The sequence below is a fragment of the Pseudomonas sp. PHC1 genome (assembly GCF_046487845.1).
In the GTDB taxonomy this organism is placed as follows: domain Bacteria; phylum Pseudomonadota; class Gammaproteobacteria; order Pseudomonadales; family Pseudomonadaceae; genus Aquipseudomonas; species Aquipseudomonas sputi.
This window is the reverse complement of record NZ_JBJXHJ010000023.1, coordinates 61980-80378: the sequence shown is the minus strand read 5'-3', so window position 1 is coordinate 80378 and position 18399 is coordinate 61980. Positions and strand designations below refer to the sequence as shown.

Below are 18399 nucleotides of genomic sequence, written 5' to 3'. Positions count from 1 at the left end.
CAACGGGGTAATTGGCCCCCTTGATCAATCATTGCAGACAAGGGTGCAACGATTGACCGAGGAGAAATCGAATGGGCGTGCTCTGCTTGAGGGCCCCGTCGATCGTTATCACGTCGAGGTGTTGCACCGTCCGCGTGGGCATGCCTGCCCACGATTCAACAGGAGCATCTGCAGCACGCAGATCTCCTGTGAGAGCGAGCAAGTGACGAGGTGCCCGGCATTGGAGTGATCAATCCACTCCACCTGGAAACAACTCTTTCGGGATTCGTTTGACATCCTCATCTGCAAGTGACGAAACAGCCTGCGCCTGGGCATCGGACGCGCCTGGCACCAGATCAATGACCGATACGATGTGGCTATCCAGGCACGTGACGTAGGCATTTTGATCATCAGGACTGATTTCCAGCGACATAGGGCCCACCGGCAGCTGCGTTGTTGCGATGACCTGACTCGAAAGGGCATCAATTGTGATGACCTTGCTTTCCTGATCCCGGTAACAGCAGTAGACCCGAGTGCCAGAATGATTGACTGCAAGCCCTCGCGTGCCGGTTCCGGTATTCAAAGTCCAGATCGTTGAACCGGTCGATGTATCAAACTTCACCAATATGCGCTGCGCGTCAGCAGTACCCGCAGCGTACACATGATTACCGTCCGGGCTCACCGCCAACCCATAGACGGGAAAACCAGTGTGGATCTGCTTGAGGACAACCAGCGTACGCGCGTCCACGACTGCAACGGCGTTGGAAGAATAAGCAACGTACACCCGATTGCCATCCAGGCTTGTGGCAAGCTGCCTTGGGAGTTGACCGACGGGAATGTTAGAAAACAAGAAACTCTGACTATCGACCACAGCAAGTGCATGGAGGGAGTAATTGCTGATAAAAACCTTGGAGCCCTCTCTGGAAGGAACAATCCAGGTGCCGTGTATCGGAAGTGTCGCAATGACTTTCGAAGTAGTGAGATCAACAACCAGCGTATCTGAATTATTCAGGACAAAAGCACGCGTTCCATTTTGCGTAAGCGCCATACCCCACGAGTTTATTAATTGCGGAATATTTATCGGCGCCAGCAACGTAGACGTGTCGGTGTCGATTACCTGCAATTTCCCGCCCACCGGAACGTACCCTCGGGAACCCTCTTCATTGAGTGTCAGTCCCCAAGGGGAAGGCCCGACCAGAATCGAACCAATCGGCCTGCGGTTCCCGATTCGCAACGCCCAGTCTGACGTAGGCAGTGCACTGGCGTGTTCGCGCAACTCGAATAAATGAGCCCCGAGCGGCAGGTTTTGCAATTGTTCTACGAACGCCCCGCTGCGATTGAAATTTCCGTGAGCCAGAACATTACTGTTTTCAACAATCTCATAAGAAGCGCCCGGCGAACCTTTGCCGACAAGTTCAATGCCTTTGGACTGCGTGGTTCCACCATACGGAATCGGGGTTCCGCCAGGAAACGTAGTGCAGCTGATGAATGATGCCAAGGTCATGGTCCACGCTCCATTGCAAGTTGAGCCCGGACTGCTTCAGTGCAGGAGGCTTGCTTAATGGAACGCCCATCGATTTGAACCGCGCTACTGTCAACTTTGACAGTCTCGACGATTGGTCACAGTGATGCTTTCGACCCTGTCCGACTGGCGAACTCGTTTTCCTGCACGAATAAAAACGCCCCGTAGACCGTTTTCTCATCACCGGATCAGACAACCGGAATATCCAGCGACACCGACATGAACTGACTGATCCGCGACCGCAGCCATTTCTCCGCCGGATCGTTGTCATGCACCCCGCTCCACGCCATCGACAGTTGCGCCGCATCAATCGGAAACGGCGGATCTTCAGCCCGCAACGCACACCCTTCGACCAAGGCACATGCCGCATAATCCGGCACGGTCGCGATCATCTCGGTGCCCGCCAGCAGCGCGCGCAAGCCGCTGAACTGCGGCACACCGAGCACCACCCGGCGGCTGCGGCCGACCTTGGCCAGATCCACATCGATGTTGCCGCTCAGATCACCCGAGAACGACACCATCGCGTGAGGTCGCTCGCAGTATTCGTCGAGAGTCAGCGGACCTGGACGGTTATCGCCACGCAAGACCTTGCAGGGAATATCGCGCAGTTTCTTGCGCTTGGCGTTGGCCGGCAGATCGGTGGTGTAACTCACGCCGACGGAGATTTCCCCGGAAGCCAGCAATGTCGGCATCAGCAGGTAATTGGCGCGACGTACCACCACGACAATCCCCGGCGCCTCTTCCTGCAACTGGCGCAGCAGCGGCGGGAACAGACCGAATTCGGCATCGTCCGACAAGCCGATGCGAAACACGTCGCAACTGGTGGCCGGATCGAACTCCTTGGCCCGGCTGACTGCGCCGGAAATCACGTCCATCGCCGGTTGCAGTTCCCGCAGAATCGCCAGCGCCCGCGCCGTCGGTTCCATGCCCCGGCCATTGCGCAGCAACAGCGGATCGTCGAACAGATCGCGCAAACGGCCCAGCGCCGCGCTCACCGCCGGCTGGCCCATGAACAGTTTTTCGGCGACGCGGGTCAGGTTCTTTTCGAACATCAGCGCTTCGAAAATCACCAGCAGGTTCATGTCGACGCGACGCAGATCGTTACGGTTCATGGGGCACGTTTTCCTTGTTTGAGCCTGACGTGAAAGGGTGGCACTTTACTCGATCAGCGGCACGTTGGCCGCGCGTTTGTACGGGCCGTATTCGACCGGCACCCACTGGAAGTGCTTGTCGACCGCCGTGATGTGGCCGATCCCAGGGAACGGCAAGTGCGCAGCCGTGACCCAGGTCTTGCTGGCCGCCGCTGCGCTGAACACGGCGTTACGGCTCTTGATCGCTTGCTGACCGTTGACGTCGAAGCGGATCGACACCTCCGGATGCTCGAACTGCACCGCCAGGTTGTGCACCAGGTCTCCCATGAACACGATGCTCTGGTTCTGCGAAGTGAAACGGTAGGTGGTACTGCCCGGCGTGTGCCCGGCTTCCAGCGTGGCTTCGACCACTCCCGGCAACGGCGACTGACCCTCTGCGAACGTCTTGAAGCGCCCGGCCGCCACGTAAGGCGCAGTGGACTCCTGGGCGATCTTGAAGAATTCCCGGGCACCGGCTGGCGCCTTCGCCTCGGCCTGCGGATCGAGCCAGTAATCGGCTTCAGCCTTGGCGGCGTAGACCGTGGCATTGGCAAAGATCGGCCGTTGCTGGCCATCGACCAGCCCACAGACGTGATCCAGGTGCAGGTGCGTCAGCAGAATCGCGTCGACCTGCTCAGGCTTGTAACCCGCTGCCTGCATGTTCGCCGAGAGCTGGCCGGCGGTGGCGCCGATGCACTGGCCCGCGCCGGTATCCACAAGAATCAGTTGTTTGCCGGTGTTGACCAGGAACGCATTGAACGCAGTCTGCACGCCCGGCGTTTCAATCGAGCGACGGGCCAACAGCGCGCGAATCTGGCTCTGACTCATGCCCTGCAACAGCTTCGGCGACAAATCGTTGTAGCCATCGAACAGCGCCGTCACCTCGTAGTCGCCCAGCGCCAATCGGAAATAACCCGGCGCCTGGGTGCCGACCTGCGGTGCCTGCGCCATGGCGCTGGACATTGCACCGACCAACGCCATGCCGATAACGCCGTTGAACAAACCTTTCATCTGTATCCCCTCGCCCGCGCCCGATTCTGCGGCCCTTATGGCCCGCCCCCCAATCGTCGTCATCCTGCCCGGTTCCTGTCATGGGGACTTGCAGCGGTGTGCTGAGTTGGCGCCGACGGTGGAATTAACAACGTTTAACTCGTCAGCTCTCGCCCTTCGCCAAACAATGAATCCCTCTGCGCAGCGTTGTTTTTTTGACCTGAGGGAAAGCGCTGACCGTGCGTTCCCCCCCGACACGGACCTAGGCCATGGCTCACTCACAGCAAACCGTCGCCCTCGCCCCTGCCAGCGAACCCCGCAAGACCAGCACCGGCGGCCTCAGCCCACAACGGGAACGCCTGGTGAAACAGCTGATCCTCGAACGCCTCGGCGACAGCCTTGAAGTCACCGAACTGGCCAACGCCTGCTCACTGTCACGCAGTCATTTTTCCCGGGCGTTCAAATGCAGTACCGGGTATTCGCCGCAAGACTGGATCCGCACCCAGCGCATTGCCCGAGCCAAGCTGTTGATCCAGCACACCAATCACAGCCTCACGCAGATCAGCCTGGAATGCGGCTTCTGCGATCAGGCGCACTTCTGCCACATCTTCACCCGCAGCGAAGGGATCAATCCGTTTGCGTGGCGTTGTCAGGTCATGAAAAACCGCTGAGGCAGTTTCATCCTCCAGCCATCCGCTGAGCCAGTCGCGCCACCCGCTCGCCCAAATGCGTGGCGGTCAACTGGTCTTCCAGCGGCGGTGCCTGCTCGGGCGGTTGCTCGACACAGGATTGGGACATGGCGCCGAGGGAGCTGCCGAGGCGATTCAACTGGCCGTCGAAAACACCAGCGCGCGCGCGCGCCGGCAACAGATCGAGCCCGACCCAGATCATCGAATGCTGAGCGGCGAACACGGCCATTTGCAGCAAGGTATTGAGCTTGTCGCCACACAGGCTGCCGGAATTGGTGAAGCCCGCCGCGAGTTTGTCGCGCCATGGCCGGGCGAGGTAGAACGAGGCCGTGGCCTCCATGAATTGCTTGAACGCCGCCGAGGCGCTGCCCATGTAGGTCGGCGCGCCGAAGATGATGGCGTCGGCGCGGTGCAGGTCGTTCCAGTGGGCGTCCACCTCCTCCACCGCCAGCAACAGGCAGGTGCTGCCCACGTGGCGCTCCACACCTTGGGCCACCGCCTGGGCAATGACGCGGGTGTGCCCGTAGCCACTGTGATAGACCACCACCACCTTGCTCATTGCAGCGTCCTCCGGACGTATGCATTCCGTTGACTCGGAGTTTTGGCTCTGGAGCCGGCGCGGACGAGTTAATCGTTGTTAATTTTTTCCGACTGTCGGGCAAACCGCCACGGGTTCTGGCCCTTGAATACAGTGGTGACGGTACTGAATGCCGAGCGATGCAAGGGCCTGGGCGTGGCGCGCAAGTTGCGCTGGCGACAAATCCTGAGGAATATGTCCGGATACTGCGGATCAGACGGCTTGCCTGCCCCTCAAGCCGCTCTGCGCCCTGCCCGTCACGAACGCTTCACCCCGACGGATCAGGACCCTAAAAAACGTTGCAGGAGTGAGCGGTTGAGTCTTTCCCCGAATCAGGCCATCGGTTTCGGCCCCTATCGGATCCACCCCGGCCAGCGGCTGGTGCTTGAAGGCGACCAGCCTTTGCGCCTGGGCCGGCGCGCCATGGACATTCTACTGATCCTGCTGGCCAACGCCGGCGAGGTCGTGAGCAAGCAGCAATTGATCGCCGGGGTCTGGCCGGACAGCGTGGTGGAAGACATCAATCTGCGGGTGCACATGGCCGCCCTGCGCAAGGCCCTCGGCGATGGTCAGGCCGGTCAGCGCTACATCGTCACGGTGGCGCAGCGTGGTTACAGTTTCGTCGCGCCGGTCGTGCTGCAATCCATCGAACAACGCCCCGCCGCCACCCACCTCGGCCGACATAACCTGCCATTGCGGCGCACGCGGATGATCGGTCGCCAGTCGGTGGTCGACAGCCTGATGACGCAACTGCCGCGCCAGCGCTGCATCACCCTGGTCGGCCCCGGCGGCATCGGCAAGACCACCGTGGCCCTGCGGGTCGCCGAACAATTGATCGGCCGCTATCGCGACGGTATTCGGCTGCTGGATCTGGCACCGCTCAACGATCCGGGTTCGATCTGCTCGCACCTGGCCACCCTGCTGGATCTTTCGCTGCATGACAGCGAGCCGATGGCCTGTCTGATCAACAGCCTGCACGAGCGGCAGATGCTGCTGGTGATCGATAACTGCGAGCACTTGATCGACGCCGTGGCATTGCTCAGCGAATGTATCCTGCGTGGCGCGCCGCAGGTGCACATTCTGGCCACCAGCCGCGAAAGCCTGCGCGCCGAGGGCGAGTATGTGCAGCGTCTGGAGTCCCTCGATTGCCCACCACCGATTGCGGTGCTGGACCGCGATCAGGCGATGGGATTTTCGGCGCTGCAACTGTTCGTCGAACGGGCGATGGCAGCTCATGAACACTTTGAGCCAGGCAATGCTGACCTGCCCTCGATCATTGAAATCTGTCGGCGGCTGGATGGCATCCCGCTGGCACTGGAACTGGCGGCCGCGCAAGTGGCAGGCCTTGGACTGGAAGGTTTGCTGAAGCAGCTTCAAGGACATTTGCCGACGGGCAATCAGACTCGCCTTGGCCGGCATGAAACCTTGCGCGCAACACTGGACTGGAGCTTCAACCTGCTCAACGCCTGCGAACAGACCGGTCTGCGCCGACTGGGTGTGTTCCGTGGCGCATTCACGCTGGAATCTGCGGCAGCGGTTATCGTCGGCCAGCACATCGAGCCCAACGAAGTCTTCGCCTCGATCACGCAACTGGTCGCCAAGTCGCTGCTCAACGTCGAGATCGGCGATGAAGAGGTGTTCTATCACCTGCTCGACACTACCCGCCGCTATGCACTGGAAAAACTCGACCAGGCCGCCGAACTCGGTGAAACCCGCGAACGCCATGCCGAACGCAGCCTGGCGCTGATGCATCAGGCCCAGGCCGATTGGGAAAACACGCCGACCGAAGTCTGGATCGAGCGCTACGCCCGCGGCCTCGAAGACTTGCGCGCGGCGCTTGAGTGGACGCTGAATGACGAAGGCTCGCGCGCGCTCGGCGTCAGCCTGACGGCGACCTCGGCACCGTTGTGGCAGGAACTGTCCCTGCTCAAGGAGTACGGCGTGCATGTGCGCCGGGCACTGGCGTTGCTGGCGTCATCCGACGAGCCTTGCCCGCGACTGGAAATCGCCTTGAAACTGGCCCTCGGCAGCGCCTGCTACCACACCTGGGGCGGCACGCCGGAAACCATCGAAGCCTTCGTCAGCGCTCGCCAGCTGGCGCAACGGCACGACGACAGGGCCGGCCAGTTGCGCGCCGTGTCGGGGCACATGGCGGTCAACCTCAGTTGCGGGCATTACCAAATGGCGCTGGAGCAGAGCGAGCAATTCGAGAGCCTGGGTGTACACGGCGATGCGCAGTTGTCCCTGAGTACCCACCGCTTGCGAGTACTCGCGCTGCATTACGCCGGCGACCAGCATCAGGCACGGATCCATGCCGAAGAAGTCCTTCAGCGCATGGCTCACAGCGGCCACCTCAATCGCTTCACTCACGGTTTCGGCGTGCAATACGACCAGAGCGTTGCCTCGCTGACCGTCCTCGCCCGGGTGTTGTGGTTGCAAGGTTTTCCCGAGCAAGCCTGGCGTACCGCGCGACAGGCGCTGGATATAGCGGTGCAGATCAACCACGGCACCTCGATCTGCTACACCCTGGCACTCGCGTCATGCCTGATCGCCCATTACAACGGCGACGTCCAGAATGCCCGCGCGCTGCTGCAACTGTTGCTTGAACAGGCGCAGAAGCACTCGGTGCTGCTGTTCTATACATGGGCACGGCACTATGCGCAGGTGATCGACGCCGACAAAGCCTCCGCCATCCCGCCTGCCGACAGCGGTCTGGTCAGGGAAATCATGGTCACGCTGGATCCGGGGTTCGTTGATGATGTTTTGCTGGAGCGCGCACAAAGTGGCGCGGCCGGATGGAGTTCCGCGGAAATTCTGCGGGCCCGGGCCGAGTGTTTGCTCGCGTCTGAGTCGCCCTGCCATGACACGGCCGAACGCGCCCTGCAGCAGTCCCTTGAGATTGCGCGGACTCAAGGCGCTTTGGCCTGGGAACTGCGCAGTGCGACGTCGCTGGCTCGGTTGTGGCAGCGCCAGTCGCGTTATCGCCAGGCACTCGAATTGCTGACACCGATCTACCAGCGCTTCACCGAAGGTCATGCCACCCCGGACTTGCGCAAGGTGCGTTTATTGCTCGACGAACTGCGAGATCAGTCGGCCGCTTGAGGCTGGCCCTGTACGGCCCAGGTAACGCGCGTGCCGACGCTCGACATCAGTGAGTTCGCCGCCCTGCTCCAGCTGTTCGCGGGCATAGCGGCGCGTAATGTTGAGCATTCGATAGCGCAGCGTTCCGCTGGATCGGTCCGTTGTCAGTAACGATTTGACCGCCAACTGCTCAACGACTGCCACCAGGGTCGAGGGTGGCAGTTGCACGCAACTGATCACACCGATGGCGGCGTCGAGGGTGAATGCCATCTTGAATACCGACAAGCGTTGCAGCACGCGTTGTTCCTGCTCGCTCAAGCGCTGGTAGCTCCAGTCCAGCGCGGCCTTCATCGACTGATGGCGTGGCACGGCGGTGCGCCGCCCATGACTCAAGACTTGCAACCCGTTGTGCAGTTGCGCCTGCAAGCCGACCAGCGCCAGCGCATCGATCTGCGCTGCCGCCAGTTCGATCGCCAGCGGCAGACCGTCGAGCCGCCGACAGATATCGCGCACCGTTTCCAGATCCTGCTCACGCAGACAGAAACCGTGTTGACGCGCGCGGGCGCGACTGACAAACAGCTGCACCGCCGAATAGCCCATGACTTCGTCGACACTGTTGAGCGCCGAGGTTTTGGGCAGGGTCAGGGGCGGCAGTGGCTGGAGGACTTCCAGACCGAGGTTCAACGGTTCGCGGCTGGTGGCAAGAATGGACAGACGCGGCGCTGCGTCGAGCAGCGTTTGCAGCAGCCCCCGGCAGGCTTGATGCAGGTGTTCGCAATTGTCCAGCACCAGCAAGGCGTGGCGCGCGGCCAATGTGGGGAAATCAGTGTCGAGGGTTTTGAGCAGGTGATCGAGGAGCGGGATGTCTTCGCCGACCAGCGACAGATCCACCTGCCACACGCCGTCACGAAAATGTTGCAGCAGCAGTTCCGCTGCGCGCAGGGCCACGGTGCTCTTGCCGACACCGGCGGGCCCCGTCACCGTCAGGAGCCGAGACAGAGGAAGTTGCCGCACCAGACCGCCGACCAGTGAATCGCGCCCGGTGACCGGCGTCAGTCGTGCAGGCAAATTGTGTTGGGGGGCTTGCAGGTTTTCGAATACCACCTGGGCGACGCTGTCGCCCTGCACCGGCGCCACGAAGCTGTACCCGCACTGCGGCACATTGACGATGTAGCGCTGACCGTTTTCGCCGTCGCCGAGGGCCCGGCGCAATGCGGCAATGTGCACCCGCAGGTTGATGTCCTCGACCACCGACGTCGGCCACACCAGCGCGATCAACTGCTCTTTGCTGACGACCTGGCCGGCACGTTCGACCAGCACTTGCAGAATGTCCAACGCACGACCGCCCATGCGCAATTGCCGATCCCCTTCGAGGATCAGCCGCTGGCGCAAATGGAAGGCGTACGGCCCGAAACGCAGGACCGACGCCGCGTTCAATTCGTTGAGGCTGGTCATGTCCGTTATCTTCGCAGGCCTCGATGACGGTACAACCACCACGCGGGGTCCAGCACGGACATCCGGATGCCCGGAACGGACAGAACCGCTCTAGCTGAACTGTTCGCGATACTGCGTGGGGGTCAGCCCGAGTTTTTCGCCGAACAGAAACCGCATGTGCCGCACGCTGCCGAAACCGCTTTTGTAGGCCACGGTCTTGAGCGGCAGATCGCTGGTTTCCAGCAGGTTGCGCGCGCAATCAATGCGCGCACTTTGCAAAAATTCCATGGGCGTCATGTTGACCTCGCGAGCGAAAACCCGGGCAAAATGCCGTGCACTCATGTTCGCAAGCCCTGCCATGCGCTCCACGGTAAACGCTTCTTCAAGATGCTCCAGCACATGGTTCTGCACCCGGGTAATCGGCGTTTCCTGGGGCGCGACCGCTGCCATCAACGGGCTGAACTGCGCCTGCCCGCCCTGACGCTTCATGACCACCAGCAGCACCTTGGCCACGTCCTGGGCAATCTTTTTGCCATGATCGCGGGCCACCACCGCCAACGCCATATCGATACCGGCCGTGACGCCTCCGGAGGTGATCAGGTTGCGATCTTCGATAAAAATCTGATCGGTCGCGACGTTTGCCTTCGGAAAGCCCTTGATCAAACGTTCGGTGTAATTCCAGTGGGTAGTCACACGATAGCCGTCGAGCAAACCGGCGTGCCCCAGCACGAAGGCGCCGGTACAGATCGAGCCGTATTGCCCGGCACGCGCCACCGCGCCTCGCAGCCAGGCGAGCAACGGCGGATGTTTTTCGTTGTAGGCGCCAGGGCCGCCCGGCACCAGCAGCAAGTCGTAGCGCTCATCGGCTTCGTCGATATGCCGATCGGTGTGCACAAGGACGCCATTGGATGCACGCACCGGCTCGCGCTCGGTGCCCAAGGTGGTCAGATGATAGTGGTCTTGCGGTTTCAGGTAGCGGTTGGCGACCGAAAAGACTTCCAGCGGCCCGGCCATGTCGAGCAGCAGAAAATCCGGAAACAGCACCATTGCCACGGTCTTCATGGGGGCATCACCAAAATCCATGTGGAATCATAAGTCTGCGCATTATGGCCGGATACGGCGATCCGTTGAAAAAGAATGCGTGAGCCAGCGTACACAACTGTCAACTCAGTAGAGACAGTATTTCAATTTTCATCTACTTATTGCACCGCAGGGTAACCAGTAACCTTCTCTTCACTCGGACGAATCAACGTCCTGAAAGGAGATTTCATCATGCTGACCCTTCGTAAAGCTTCCGACCGTGGTCTGGCCAATCATGGCTGGTTGAAGTCGTTCCACACCTTTTCCTTTGCCAGCTACCGTGACCCGCGTGAACAGGGTTTCTCCGATCTGCTGGTGATCAACGATGACCGCGTCGCCGCCGGCAAAGGCTTCGGCCAGCACCCGCACCGCGACATGGAGATTTTCTCGTATGTGCTCGAAGGTGCGCTGGAACACAAGGACACCCTCGGCACCGGTTCGGTGATCCGCCCCGGCGATGTGCAACTGATGAGCGCCGGCAGCGGTGTGGCCCACAGCGAGTTCAACCACTCGGCGAGCAAGCCTGTGCACTTCCTGCAGATCTGGATCGTGCCGGACGTCAGCGGCGCGAAACCGCGCTACCAGCAAGAGCACTTCAGCGAACAGAAAAAACGCGGTCGCCTGCAACTGATCATTTCGCCCGAAGGCAGCCACGGCTCGCTGAAAGTGCGCCAGGATGCGCGGGTGTATGCCGGGCTGTTCGATGGCGAGGAAAGTGCCACCCTCAAGCTGCCTGCCAACCGTTACGCCTATGTGCACGTTGCTCGCGGCAGCGTTGAACTGAACGGCATGCAGTTGAAGGAAGGCGACGGCGTAAGGGTTCGTGAAGAACAGGCGCTGACCCTGAGCAATGGCCAGGATGCCGAAGTCCTGGTGTTTGACCTGCGGCCTCAGGAGTTGCCGGAAATGCCATGAGGCAAAGGTTTCAGCGCTCACTAAAAACGGCCTTCAGTGAAGGCCGTTTTTCATTGGCAGAACGACTATTCGTTTTCCAGCACAAACGCTTCGACAATGTGCTCGATCACCGCTCTGACCCGCGCGGTGTGGCGCAAATCGGCATGGGTCACCAGCCACACTTCATAAGGCAACGGACGCGTGCGCGCCGGCCACAGCCTGACCAGTCCATCACGTTCGCCCATGTAGACCGGAATTTCTCCTACCCCCAGCCCGGCGGCGATCGAGCGTCGAACCAATAGGCTGGAGCTCAGACCGGCGACGATCCGCCCGCGAGTCATGGGCTCGGACACGAGGGTCAGATCCTTGTTGCCCTGCAGATACGGCTGGTACACCACCAGGTCATGGCCCTCGAACGCACTGCCCGGCGCCGGCACGCCATGCCTGTCGACATAGGCTTGCGAGGCAAACAGCCCCACCGGCCAACGCGCAATGCGTCGGGCGATCAGGTCCGGGTTGTCCGGACGGGTGTTGCGCACGGCGATGTCCGCTTCACGTTTGGCGAGGCTGAGGATCTGCGTGGAAGCGTCCAACTGCACGCGCACGTCCGGATGCTGTTCGTGCAATTGGGCGATGGCCGGAATCAGGAAATCGATGGCCAGCGAATCAGTGGTGCTGACCCGCACGCTACCGGTCAGACGATCGTCCAGCCCCTGAATACGCCGTTCCAGCTCCAGTGCTGAATGCTCCATTTTTTCCACCGACTTGAGCGCCGCTTCGCCGACTGCCGTCAGTGCATAGCCCTCGGAGGTGCGCAGGAACAAGGTCGCGCCCAGCGACTTTTCCAGTGCCGTGATCCGGCGCCCGACCGTCGCCTGATCCACGCCCAGTACGCGCGCGGCGCCGCGCAATGTCGACTCGCGGCAGACCGCAAGAAACACCCGTGCATCATCCCAGTTCATAGCGTTCTCCATTGATGCATAAACGCATCACAACCACGCAAACTCGCTGCATTAACGCAGCAACGATAACCGATATGCTGGGCGCCATAAACCTTTCACAGGATTGCCGTCATGCACACTTCAACTGCTTTGCCCGAGCGTCCGGACGCGAGTGTCTGGCTGGCGATTTTCGCGGGACTCTGCGCCAGCCTGGTCAGCATCGGTCTGGCGCGTTTCGCCTACACGCCGCTGATCCCTTCGCTGATTCAGGCGCAGTGGTTTTCCGCCCATGATGTGGTCTATCTCGGCGCGGCCAACCTGGTCGGTTACCTGATCGGCGCCCTCCTCGGTCGCCCGATGGCACGCCGGCTCACTCAGAAAAACGCTCTGCGCCTGATGATGCTGGCGGTGACCGTGGCGTTTTTTGCCTGTGCGTACCCCGTGTCGGTGAGCTGGTATTTCGGCTGGCGCCTGCTGTCGGGAGTCGCGGGCGGCGCGATCATGGTACTGGTGGCCGCGACCGTACTGCCCCATGTACCGGCCGCACGCAAAGGCCTGGCCAGTGGGGCGATTTTCCTCGGCATCGGTCTGGGCATCGCCGGCTCGGGGACGATTGTTCCGCTGCTGTTGGGGCTGGGGCTGCAGGCGACCTGGTTGGGATTGGGCGCTCTGTCGCTCGCGCTGACGGCATTGAGCTGGTTCGGCTGGCCCTCGGAACTGCCCCACGCAATGACCACCACGGCTCAAGTGGAGCGAGTCGAGCCGACACCGCCTGCTGTTTATCTGCTGTTTGCCCAGTACGCGTTCATGGCCGCCGGGCTGGTGCCGGCCATGGTCTTTCTGGTGGATTACGTCGCCCGAGGGCTGGGCGCCGGGTCGCATGTCGGCGCGCTGATCTGGGTCATGTACGGTCTGGGCGCCATCGTCGGCCCGGTGAGTTATGGCTTCCTCGCCGATCATCTCGGCGCAAGAACCGGCATTCGTCTGGTGCTGGTGGTGCAGGCGATCACCCTGGGTTTGCTGGCGGTTTCGCATTCGTTGCTGGCGTTGGCGCTGCTGGCGGTGATCCTTGGTTCATTTCCGCCGGGCATTGTGCCGCTGGCATTGGCCCGGGTGCATGAGCTGGTGCCGGATCACCATCGCCAACAGGTGGCGTGGAGCCGGGCCACGGTGTCGTTCGCCACGTTTCAGGCGCTGGCCGGGTTCGCCTATTCGGCGCTGTTCAACGCCACGGGCGGACAGCATGTGCTGCTCTTCGTGATTGCCGGCGGTGCCATCTTGATCGCTCTGATACTTGAGTTCGCCCTGAAACTGCTGCCGTCTCCCGCCGCACAACACTGCTGCGCCCATTGACGGGAATCATTGCGCCCTCACAGTGCTCCCATCTCCTGATCATTTGTTTTTAGAGGAATCGAAAATGACGTTGCCCACTGAAATGACCCGGATCGAAATCACCGAACCGGGTGGCCCCGAGGTTCTGCAATCCCGACGCGTCCCGCTGCCGGTCGCCGCCGAAGGCGAAGTACTGATTCGCGTGCACGCCGCCGGCATCAATCGCCCGGACGCCCTGCAACGCGCCGGCAAGTACCCGATGAAACCCGGCATGAACCCGATCCCGGGCCTTGAAGTGGCGGGTGAAGTCGTGGCGGTCGGCAATGGCGTCAGCACATTCGCGGTGGGTGACCGGGTCTGCGCGCTGACCAATGGCGGCGGTTACGCGCAATATTGCGCGGTTCCGGCGGGCCAGGTCCTGCCAATCCCCGAAGGGCTGGACTGGATCCAGGCAGCAGCCATTCCGGAAACCTTTTTCACCGTATGGGCCAACCTGTTCGGCCTTGGCGGCGCCAGCCGTGGTCAGCGCGCGTTGATCCACGGCGGCACGAGCGGCATCGGCACCACCGCGTTGATGCTGTGCCGCGAGTTTGGTATTGAAGCTTTCGCGACCGCCGGCAGCGCCGACAAATGCGCGGCAATCCGTAACCTTGGCGGTGAAGCGATCAACTACCGGGAACAGGAATTCACCACTGTCATCGCCGAGCAAACTGCCGGCCAGGGCGTCAATGTGATCCTCGACATCATGGGCGGGTCGTACCTCAACGGGAACATCAGCGCCCTGGCAATGGATGGGCGATTGGTGATGATCGGCTTCCTCGGCGGCGCGCGGGCCAATGACATTGATCTGCTGGCCATCCTCGGCAAGCGTGCGGTGGTCACCGGCTCCCTCCTGCGCGCTCGCACCTCGTCGGAAAAGGCCGCCATCGCCAGCCAGTTGCGCGAACACGTCTGGCCGGTGCTGGCCGCCGGGCGCTGCCTGCCGATCATCGACCAGGTCTATCCGCTCGCCGACGCTGCCAAGGCTCATGCGCACATGGAAGCGGGTGATCACATCGGCAAGATCGTGCTGAAGATCGACTGAGTCGTTGCAGCTTTTTGTAATCGTTGCAGGCGTGCGGTGGTCGAAAATGTCACGCGCGGGTCAAGGCATCTGGTAAAAAGCGTTCTTTGTCCGCGCCGTGGTGAAACGTTTAATGTTCCTTGCCTTCATGACCCGACTTCGACGCCGCCGTCTGGCATTCGCCTGCATGGCCGCCCTGATCATCGGCGTGCCGGCGAGTTGTGCCGTGCTGGAACACACCGAACGCAAGCTGCTGTTTCGCATCGAACCTGGCACGGCCGGCTGGTATCACGGATTGCCGGGCAGCGTGCAGGAACTCGACCTGCAACCGAAAAGCTTCAAGGCCGGGCAAAACATTCACGCCTGGTGGTGGCCGGCGGAGCGCGCCGATGCACCGGCCATCCTCTATCTGCACGGCGTGCGCTGGAACCTCACCGGGCAGCTGTTTCGTATCGAACAACTGCGCGCGGCAGGTTATTCGGTACTGGCCATCGACTATCGCGGCTTCGGCCAGAGCCGTGGCGACCTGCCGTCGGAGCGCACGGTGTACGAGGATGCGCGGGTGGCGTGGGAACGCTTCCAGCTGTTGCAGCCCGACCCGGACAAGCGCCTGATTTACGGACATTCGCTGGGCGGCGCGGTGGCCATCGACCTGGCTGCCGAACTCGGCCGCGATGCCGCCAGCCATCACACCCCACTGCCTGTTCGCGGGCTGGTCATCGAATCCACATTCACGTCCCTGGCAGATGTCGCGGCGGCGGTGGCCAACACCTCCCTGCCAGTCCGTTGGTTGCTGTCGCAAAAATTCGACTCCATCGACAAGATCGCCGAGATCCACATGCCGTTGCTGGTGGTGCACGGTCTGGCCGACGCCTTCGTGCCGTCACGCTTCAGCGAGCAACTGTTCGCCGCCGCCCGGCAACCGAAACGCCTGCTGCTGGTGCCCGGCGCAACCCACAACAACAGCATGGCGCTGGGTGGGCAGAACTATCGCAAGGCGATCGATGCGCTGATGCAGACCCGGCCTGCCGCTCGTGTGGCGGGCGCTGCAGTGCAGAAGAACCCACGCGATTCCTGACCCACTCCCCGCCGACCATCGGTCACCCCGAAGGGAAATTCTTGCAGCATCGGCTGGCAATCCGGCGTTCTAACGCTTTGCTGGAGGGAGTCAATCCATGACGCTGCTTCGGCACACCCGGCCACGCGGCGTTCCACTGCCTATTCGGGAGCACCACCATGAAAATCAACCCGTACCTGATCTTTAACGGCGACTGCCGCGCTGCCTTCACGTTTTACGAGCAGTGCCTGCAAGGCAAGCTCGAAGCGATTCGGCATGCTGGTGGATCGTTTTGGCGTGTCGTGGATGGTCAATTGCGAAAGTGACAAGTGATGCTGTCAGTTCACCGGACATGAAAAAGCCCGGCCTCTTCAGGTCGGGCTTTGATGTTCAACGCTGGGCCAGCTCATGCCGCACGCACTGTTCGTAGTAGGTCTGCTTGACGGCCGCCGGTTTGAGCCGCGACGCGCTGTCGTAGGTCTGCTCGGTGATGCCCATGGCGGTCATGCGCATCCACGGTTGCTGAAACTTGCGTGCCTGCAAGCGCTTGCGCGCGCCATACAGGGAAATTCCCGACAACTTCGATTGTTGCGCGCCGGCGGCGATGTCCGAGCCCCAGGTGCACGCAAAACGATGGCTCTTGCTCAGTTCCCTGGCCTGGGCCTCTACCGCGAACAGAGCGAGGGAAAGCGTTGCTACGGTGATGACAATCGTCCGCATATAGCCCACCTAACCTTTTGAAAAAAGGCGAGTTTGCCGTGACTTGAAACATTCGGGGGCCAGCAGTTTGCCGCCTGTTACGCCTTGGCGTGAACTTCAACCTTCAAGCGGTCTGCGCCTTCTTCCTGGCACTGGATGGTGATCGGTACAAATCGCTCGATCACCGAAATGTTGCTGTGCAAATGCTCGGTCATCCTGGGCGTGGTAAACGATCCACCTGCGGCCAGCACCATCGGCAACAGCAATTGATCGGCCAGATGCTCCCCGACTGCCGCACCGCTGTGCAACCAATCGGTCGCCTGATCGATCGCGGTGTCCGCCACCTTCTCCGAACGCAGTGGGGCTTGACCGAAAGCGCTGAAAACCTCGGTGACGTGTTCAAACGTGTACTCCAGCAGCAACACGTTGCCCGGGCCACAGGCCGGATCAAGAATGACCGCGTTCAACGCCGCTGACGCCATGTTCAATCGCTGGGCCACCCTTTCGAGCTCGCGGACACCGACACTCGGCGCCAGTCCCGCCGTCAGCGCAAACGCCTGTTGCGAAAGCGGCACGCCGCGCTCACACAAGTGCAATGCTGACAATTGCGAGGGTTGCACCCTGACGTCGATTTCACCGCCACCCGCTGGTACGAAACCGTGGCGCAGCAACGTCAGTTCAACCTTCGCGCCCATGCGTCGCAGCAACGGCAACCAGCTGCGGCTGAGAAAATCGGTCGGTGGCGCCAGCGGATTGTGAGTACCGCCACTGATTCGTACCCGACTGGCTTGCGGTGCCAGTAACAAGGCGGGCAGCAAGGTCTGCAACACCAGGGTGCAACTGCCGGCGGTGCCAATGGCAAAGCGATAATCGCCGCCACGAATCGGCCCCGGCTCGAAGCTCAATGTCTGTGAGCCCAGCTCAGCCCCCTGGATCTTCGCACCGCAAACCTGCGCCGCCGCCATCACGGCGGTCAGGTGCTGGCGCAACAGGCCCGGACGACTGCGCCTGGCCCGAATCCGCTCAATGCGAAATGCCTGGCCCGTCACCATCGACAGACTCAACGCACTGCGCAACACCTGACCGCCGCCGATGGCGCCGTCCAGCTCAATAACGTCCTGTTTCATTTTTTTCCTTATGCGTACAGACCCACGGTTTCCCGCAGGTATTGATCGAGCTGACGCGAATCCTCCCGGGTTCTGGGCAATGTCGGCACCGCACGCTCGAGTTCCGCCTCAATGAATTCATGCAGCGCCGGACGACGCGGACCGTAAGCGCTCTCGTCGGCATTGCGTTTGAGCGCGAGCAGTTCGTCGACCTCATCGAGCAATGCCCGGTCATCGACGGTGCTCAGCAGATCGCTGAACGTCATCGGTGGCCGGCCGCGACCCTGATCAATCCAGCGCACCGCCAGCAGCGGCCGCAGTACATAAAAGTACTTCTTGAACCGCACGCTTTCGCCCTGCAGATAACCACGGAAGTTTTTCTTCGCCATCGACAGGTAGTGATTTCGCGCGGCTGGCGGGCTGTAGAACGCCTCGGCCAATGCCCGCAGCTGCGAAACCGCTGCGCCCTCGCTGCGATAAACCAGCGGCGAGTCGAGCCATTCGAGCAAGGTCGGGTTGGATTTGCGCAACAACCCAAGGGTCTTGCGCAGTTCCCAGCCACTGACATCCAGCTCGTCATCCAGCGGTCGCTCGATCACATCCCTTGGCGCATCGACCTGGACGAACCACTCCGGTTTCTCCACATAAATGAAGCGCACATCGTAATCACTGTCCGGCGAGGCAAAACCCCACGCCCGGCTGCCCGATTCACAGGCATACAACACCGTGACATTGCGTTCGCGCTCTATGCGCGCCAGTTCTTCCAGCACCCGGGCGCGCATGGCGCTGCACAGCGGGTGACGTTCTTCGAGTTTCATGTCCTTT

General features: G+C 61.4%; 16 protein-coding genes and 1 pseudogene. 7 read left to right on the top strand and 10 right to left on the bottom strand.

Going from position 1 to position 18399, the window contains the following annotated elements:
- Window positions 1–229: 229 nt before the first annotated feature.
- The 3 genes from ACKJSM_RS23835 to ACKJSM_RS23825 form a co-directional block, all read right to left on the bottom strand.
- Entirely contained in the window at window positions 230–1483 is a 1254-nt protein-coding gene (locus ACKJSM_RS23835; protein ID WP_410239038.1) for a YncE family protein, read from the bottom strand.
- Between the two features lie 206 nt (window positions 1484–1689).
- Window positions 1690–2613: a LysR family transcriptional regulator gene (locus ACKJSM_RS23830; protein WP_410239037.1), complete on the bottom strand. Its 924-nt coding sequence runs from the start codon at window positions 2611–2613 to the stop codon at window positions 1690–1692.
- A gap of 45 nt (window positions 2614–2658) precedes the next feature.
- On the bottom strand, window positions 2659–3642 hold the full coding sequence (locus tag ACKJSM_RS23825; RefSeq protein ID WP_410239036.1) for an MBL fold metallo-hydrolase: 984 nt from the start codon (window positions 3640–3642) through the stop codon (window positions 2659–2661).
- A gap of 248 nt (window positions 3643–3890) precedes the next feature.
- On the opposite strand from ACKJSM_RS23825, the gene ACKJSM_RS23820 reads away from it, so the two are divergent.
- Complete coding sequence (locus ACKJSM_RS23820) at window positions 3891–4292, top strand: helix-turn-helix domain-containing protein (RefSeq protein ID WP_410239035.1); 402 nt, start codon at window positions 3891–3893, stop codon at window positions 4290–4292.
- Window positions 4293–4299: 7 nt separating this feature from the next.
- On the opposite strand, the gene ACKJSM_RS23815 is transcribed toward ACKJSM_RS23820, so the two are convergent.
- The gene (locus ACKJSM_RS23815; RefSeq protein WP_410239034.1) at window positions 4300–4869 is read right to left on the bottom strand and encodes a flavodoxin family protein; all 570 of its coding nucleotides are present in this window, start codon (window positions 4867–4869) and stop codon (window positions 4300–4302) included.
- Window positions 4870–5202: 333 nt separating this feature from the next.
- On the opposite strand from ACKJSM_RS23815, the gene ACKJSM_RS23810 reads away from it, so the two are divergent.
- Window positions 5203–7989: an ATP-binding protein gene (locus ACKJSM_RS23810; RefSeq protein ID WP_410239033.1), complete on the top strand. Its 2787-nt coding sequence runs from the start codon at window positions 5203–5205 to the stop codon at window positions 7987–7989.
- Here the strand turns inward: ACKJSM_RS23810 and ACKJSM_RS23805 are convergent.
- The gene (locus ACKJSM_RS23805; RefSeq protein ID WP_410239032.1) at window positions 7951–9423 is read right to left on the bottom strand and encodes an ATP-binding protein; all 1473 of its coding nucleotides are present in this window, start codon (window positions 9421–9423) and stop codon (window positions 7951–7953) included. The two genes, ACKJSM_RS23810 and ACKJSM_RS23805, sit on opposite strands and share 39 nt — an antisense overlap.
- A gap of 90 nt (window positions 9424–9513) precedes the next feature.
- Window positions 9514–10464, bottom strand: a complete 951-nt coding sequence (locus tag ACKJSM_RS23800) for a GlxA family transcriptional regulator (protein WP_410239031.1) — start codon at window positions 10462–10464, stop codon at window positions 9514–9516.
- Window positions 10465–10674: 210 nt separating this feature from the next.
- On the opposite strand from ACKJSM_RS23800, the gene ACKJSM_RS23795 reads away from it, so the two are divergent.
- Window positions 10675–11397, top strand: coding sequence for a pirin family protein (locus ACKJSM_RS23795; RefSeq protein WP_236180766.1), 723 nt, complete (start codon window positions 10675–10677; stop codon window positions 11395–11397).
- A 65-nt stretch (window positions 11398–11462) separates the two neighbouring features.
- On the opposite strand, the gene ACKJSM_RS23790 is transcribed toward ACKJSM_RS23795, so the two are convergent.
- Window positions 11463–12338 (bottom strand): LysR family transcriptional regulator, encoded by an 876-nt coding sequence (locus ACKJSM_RS23790; protein ID WP_410239030.1) that lies wholly within the window; start codon window positions 12336–12338, stop codon window positions 11463–11465.
- Window positions 12339–12449: 111 nt separating this feature from the next.
- Here ACKJSM_RS23790 and ACKJSM_RS23785 point away from each other — a divergent pair, with 111 nt between their 5' ends.
- From ACKJSM_RS23785 to ACKJSM_RS23770, 4 genes and pseudogenes are all read left to right on the top strand, one after another.
- Window positions 12450–13670, top strand: a complete 1221-nt coding sequence (locus tag ACKJSM_RS23785; protein WP_410239029.1) for a YbfB/YjiJ family MFS transporter — start codon at window positions 12450–12452, stop codon at window positions 13668–13670.
- Window positions 13671–13734: 64 nt separating this feature from the next.
- Window positions 13735–14733 (top strand): NAD(P)H-quinone oxidoreductase, encoded by a 999-nt coding sequence (locus tag ACKJSM_RS23780; RefSeq protein ID WP_410239028.1) that lies wholly within the window; start codon window positions 13735–13737, stop codon window positions 14731–14733.
- 112 nt (window positions 14734–14845) lie between these two features.
- The gene (locus ACKJSM_RS23775) at window positions 14846–15790 is read left to right on the top strand and encodes an alpha/beta hydrolase (protein ID WP_236180753.1); all 945 of its coding nucleotides are present in this window, start codon (window positions 14846–14848) and stop codon (window positions 15788–15790) included.
- 158 nt (window positions 15791–15948) lie between these two features.
- Window positions 15949–16059, top strand: a pseudogene (locus ACKJSM_RS23770) (VOC family protein); the annotation flags it as partial.
- A 100-nt stretch (window positions 16060–16159) separates the two neighbouring features.
- Here the strand turns inward: ACKJSM_RS23770 and ACKJSM_RS23765 are convergent.
- The 3 genes from ACKJSM_RS23765 to ACKJSM_RS23755 all read right to left on the bottom strand — a co-directional run bounded on the left by ACKJSM_RS23765 (window position 16160) and on the right by ACKJSM_RS23755 (window position 18392).
- Window positions 16160–16489 carry a hypothetical protein gene (locus tag ACKJSM_RS23765; RefSeq protein ID WP_064378879.1) on the bottom strand — a complete coding sequence of 110 codons (330 nt, stop codon included), beginning with the start codon at window positions 16487–16489 and terminating at the stop codon, window positions 16160–16162.
- 77 nt (window positions 16490–16566) lie between these two features.
- Window positions 16567–17595, bottom strand: a complete 1029-nt coding sequence (rtcA, locus tag ACKJSM_RS23760) for an RNA 3'-terminal phosphate cyclase (RefSeq protein WP_410239027.1) — start codon at window positions 17593–17595, stop codon at window positions 16567–16569.
- 8 nt (window positions 17596–17603) lie between these two features.
- On the bottom strand, window positions 17604–18392 hold the full coding sequence (locus ACKJSM_RS23755) for a nucleotidyltransferase domain-containing protein (RefSeq protein WP_410239026.1): 789 nt from the start codon (window positions 18390–18392) through the stop codon (window positions 17604–17606).
- Window positions 18393–18399: the final 7 nt, after the last annotated feature.

What these genes read in the sequence shown, in the direction of transcription:
- rtcA (WP_410239027.1), bottom strand. Translation starts at nt 17,595, where the DNA reads ATGAAACAGGACGTTATTGAGCTGGACGGCGCCATCGGCGGCGGTCAG.
- ACKJSM_RS23800 (WP_410239031.1), bottom strand. Translation starts at nt 10,464, where the DNA reads ATGAAGACCGTGGCAATGGTGCTGTTTCCGGATTTTCTGCTGCTCGAC.
- ACKJSM_RS23820 (WP_410239035.1), top strand. Translation starts at nt 3,891, where the DNA reads ATGGCTCACTCACAGCAAACCGTCGCCCTCGCCCCTGCCAGCGAACCC.
- ACKJSM_RS23785 (WP_410239029.1), top strand. Translation starts at nt 12,450, where the DNA reads ATGCACACTTCAACTGCTTTGCCCGAGCGTCCGGACGCGAGTGTCTGG.
- ACKJSM_RS23790 (WP_410239030.1), bottom strand. Translation starts at nt 12,338, where the DNA reads ATGAACTGGGATGATGCACGGGTGTTTCTTGCGGTCTGCCGCGAGTCG.
- ACKJSM_RS23765 (WP_064378879.1), bottom strand. Translation starts at nt 16,489, where the DNA reads ATGCGGACGATTGTCATCACCGTAGCAACGCTTTCCCTCGCTCTGTTC.
- ACKJSM_RS23775 (WP_236180753.1), top strand. Translation starts at nt 14,846, where the DNA reads ATGTTCCTTGCCTTCATGACCCGACTTCGACGCCGCCGTCTGGCATTC.
- ACKJSM_RS23805 (WP_410239032.1), bottom strand. Translation starts at nt 9,423, where the DNA reads ATGACCAGCCTCAACGAATTGAACGCGGCGTCGGTCCTGCGTTTCGGG.
- ACKJSM_RS23825 (WP_410239036.1), bottom strand. Translation starts at nt 3,642, where the DNA reads ATGAAAGGTTTGTTCAACGGCGTTATCGGCATGGCGTTGGTCGGTGCA.
- ACKJSM_RS23835 (WP_410239038.1), bottom strand. Translation starts at nt 1,483, where the DNA reads ATGACCTTGGCATCATTCATCAGCTGCACTACGTTTCCTGGCGGAACC.
- ACKJSM_RS23755 (WP_410239026.1), bottom strand. Translation starts at nt 18,392, where the DNA reads ATGAAACTCGAAGAACGTCACCCGCTGTGCAGCGCCATGCGCGCCCGG.
- ACKJSM_RS23780 (WP_410239028.1), top strand. Translation starts at nt 13,735, where the DNA reads ATGACGTTGCCCACTGAAATGACCCGGATCGAAATCACCGAACCGGGT.
- ACKJSM_RS23795 (WP_236180766.1), top strand. Translation starts at nt 10,675, where the DNA reads ATGCTGACCCTTCGTAAAGCTTCCGACCGTGGTCTGGCCAATCATGGC.
- ACKJSM_RS23830 (WP_410239037.1), bottom strand. Translation starts at nt 2,613, where the DNA reads ATGAACCGTAACGATCTGCGTCGCGTCGACATGAACCTGCTGGTGATT.
- ACKJSM_RS23815 (WP_410239034.1), bottom strand. Translation starts at nt 4,869, where the DNA reads ATGAGCAAGGTGGTGGTGGTCTATCACAGTGGCTACGGGCACACCCGC.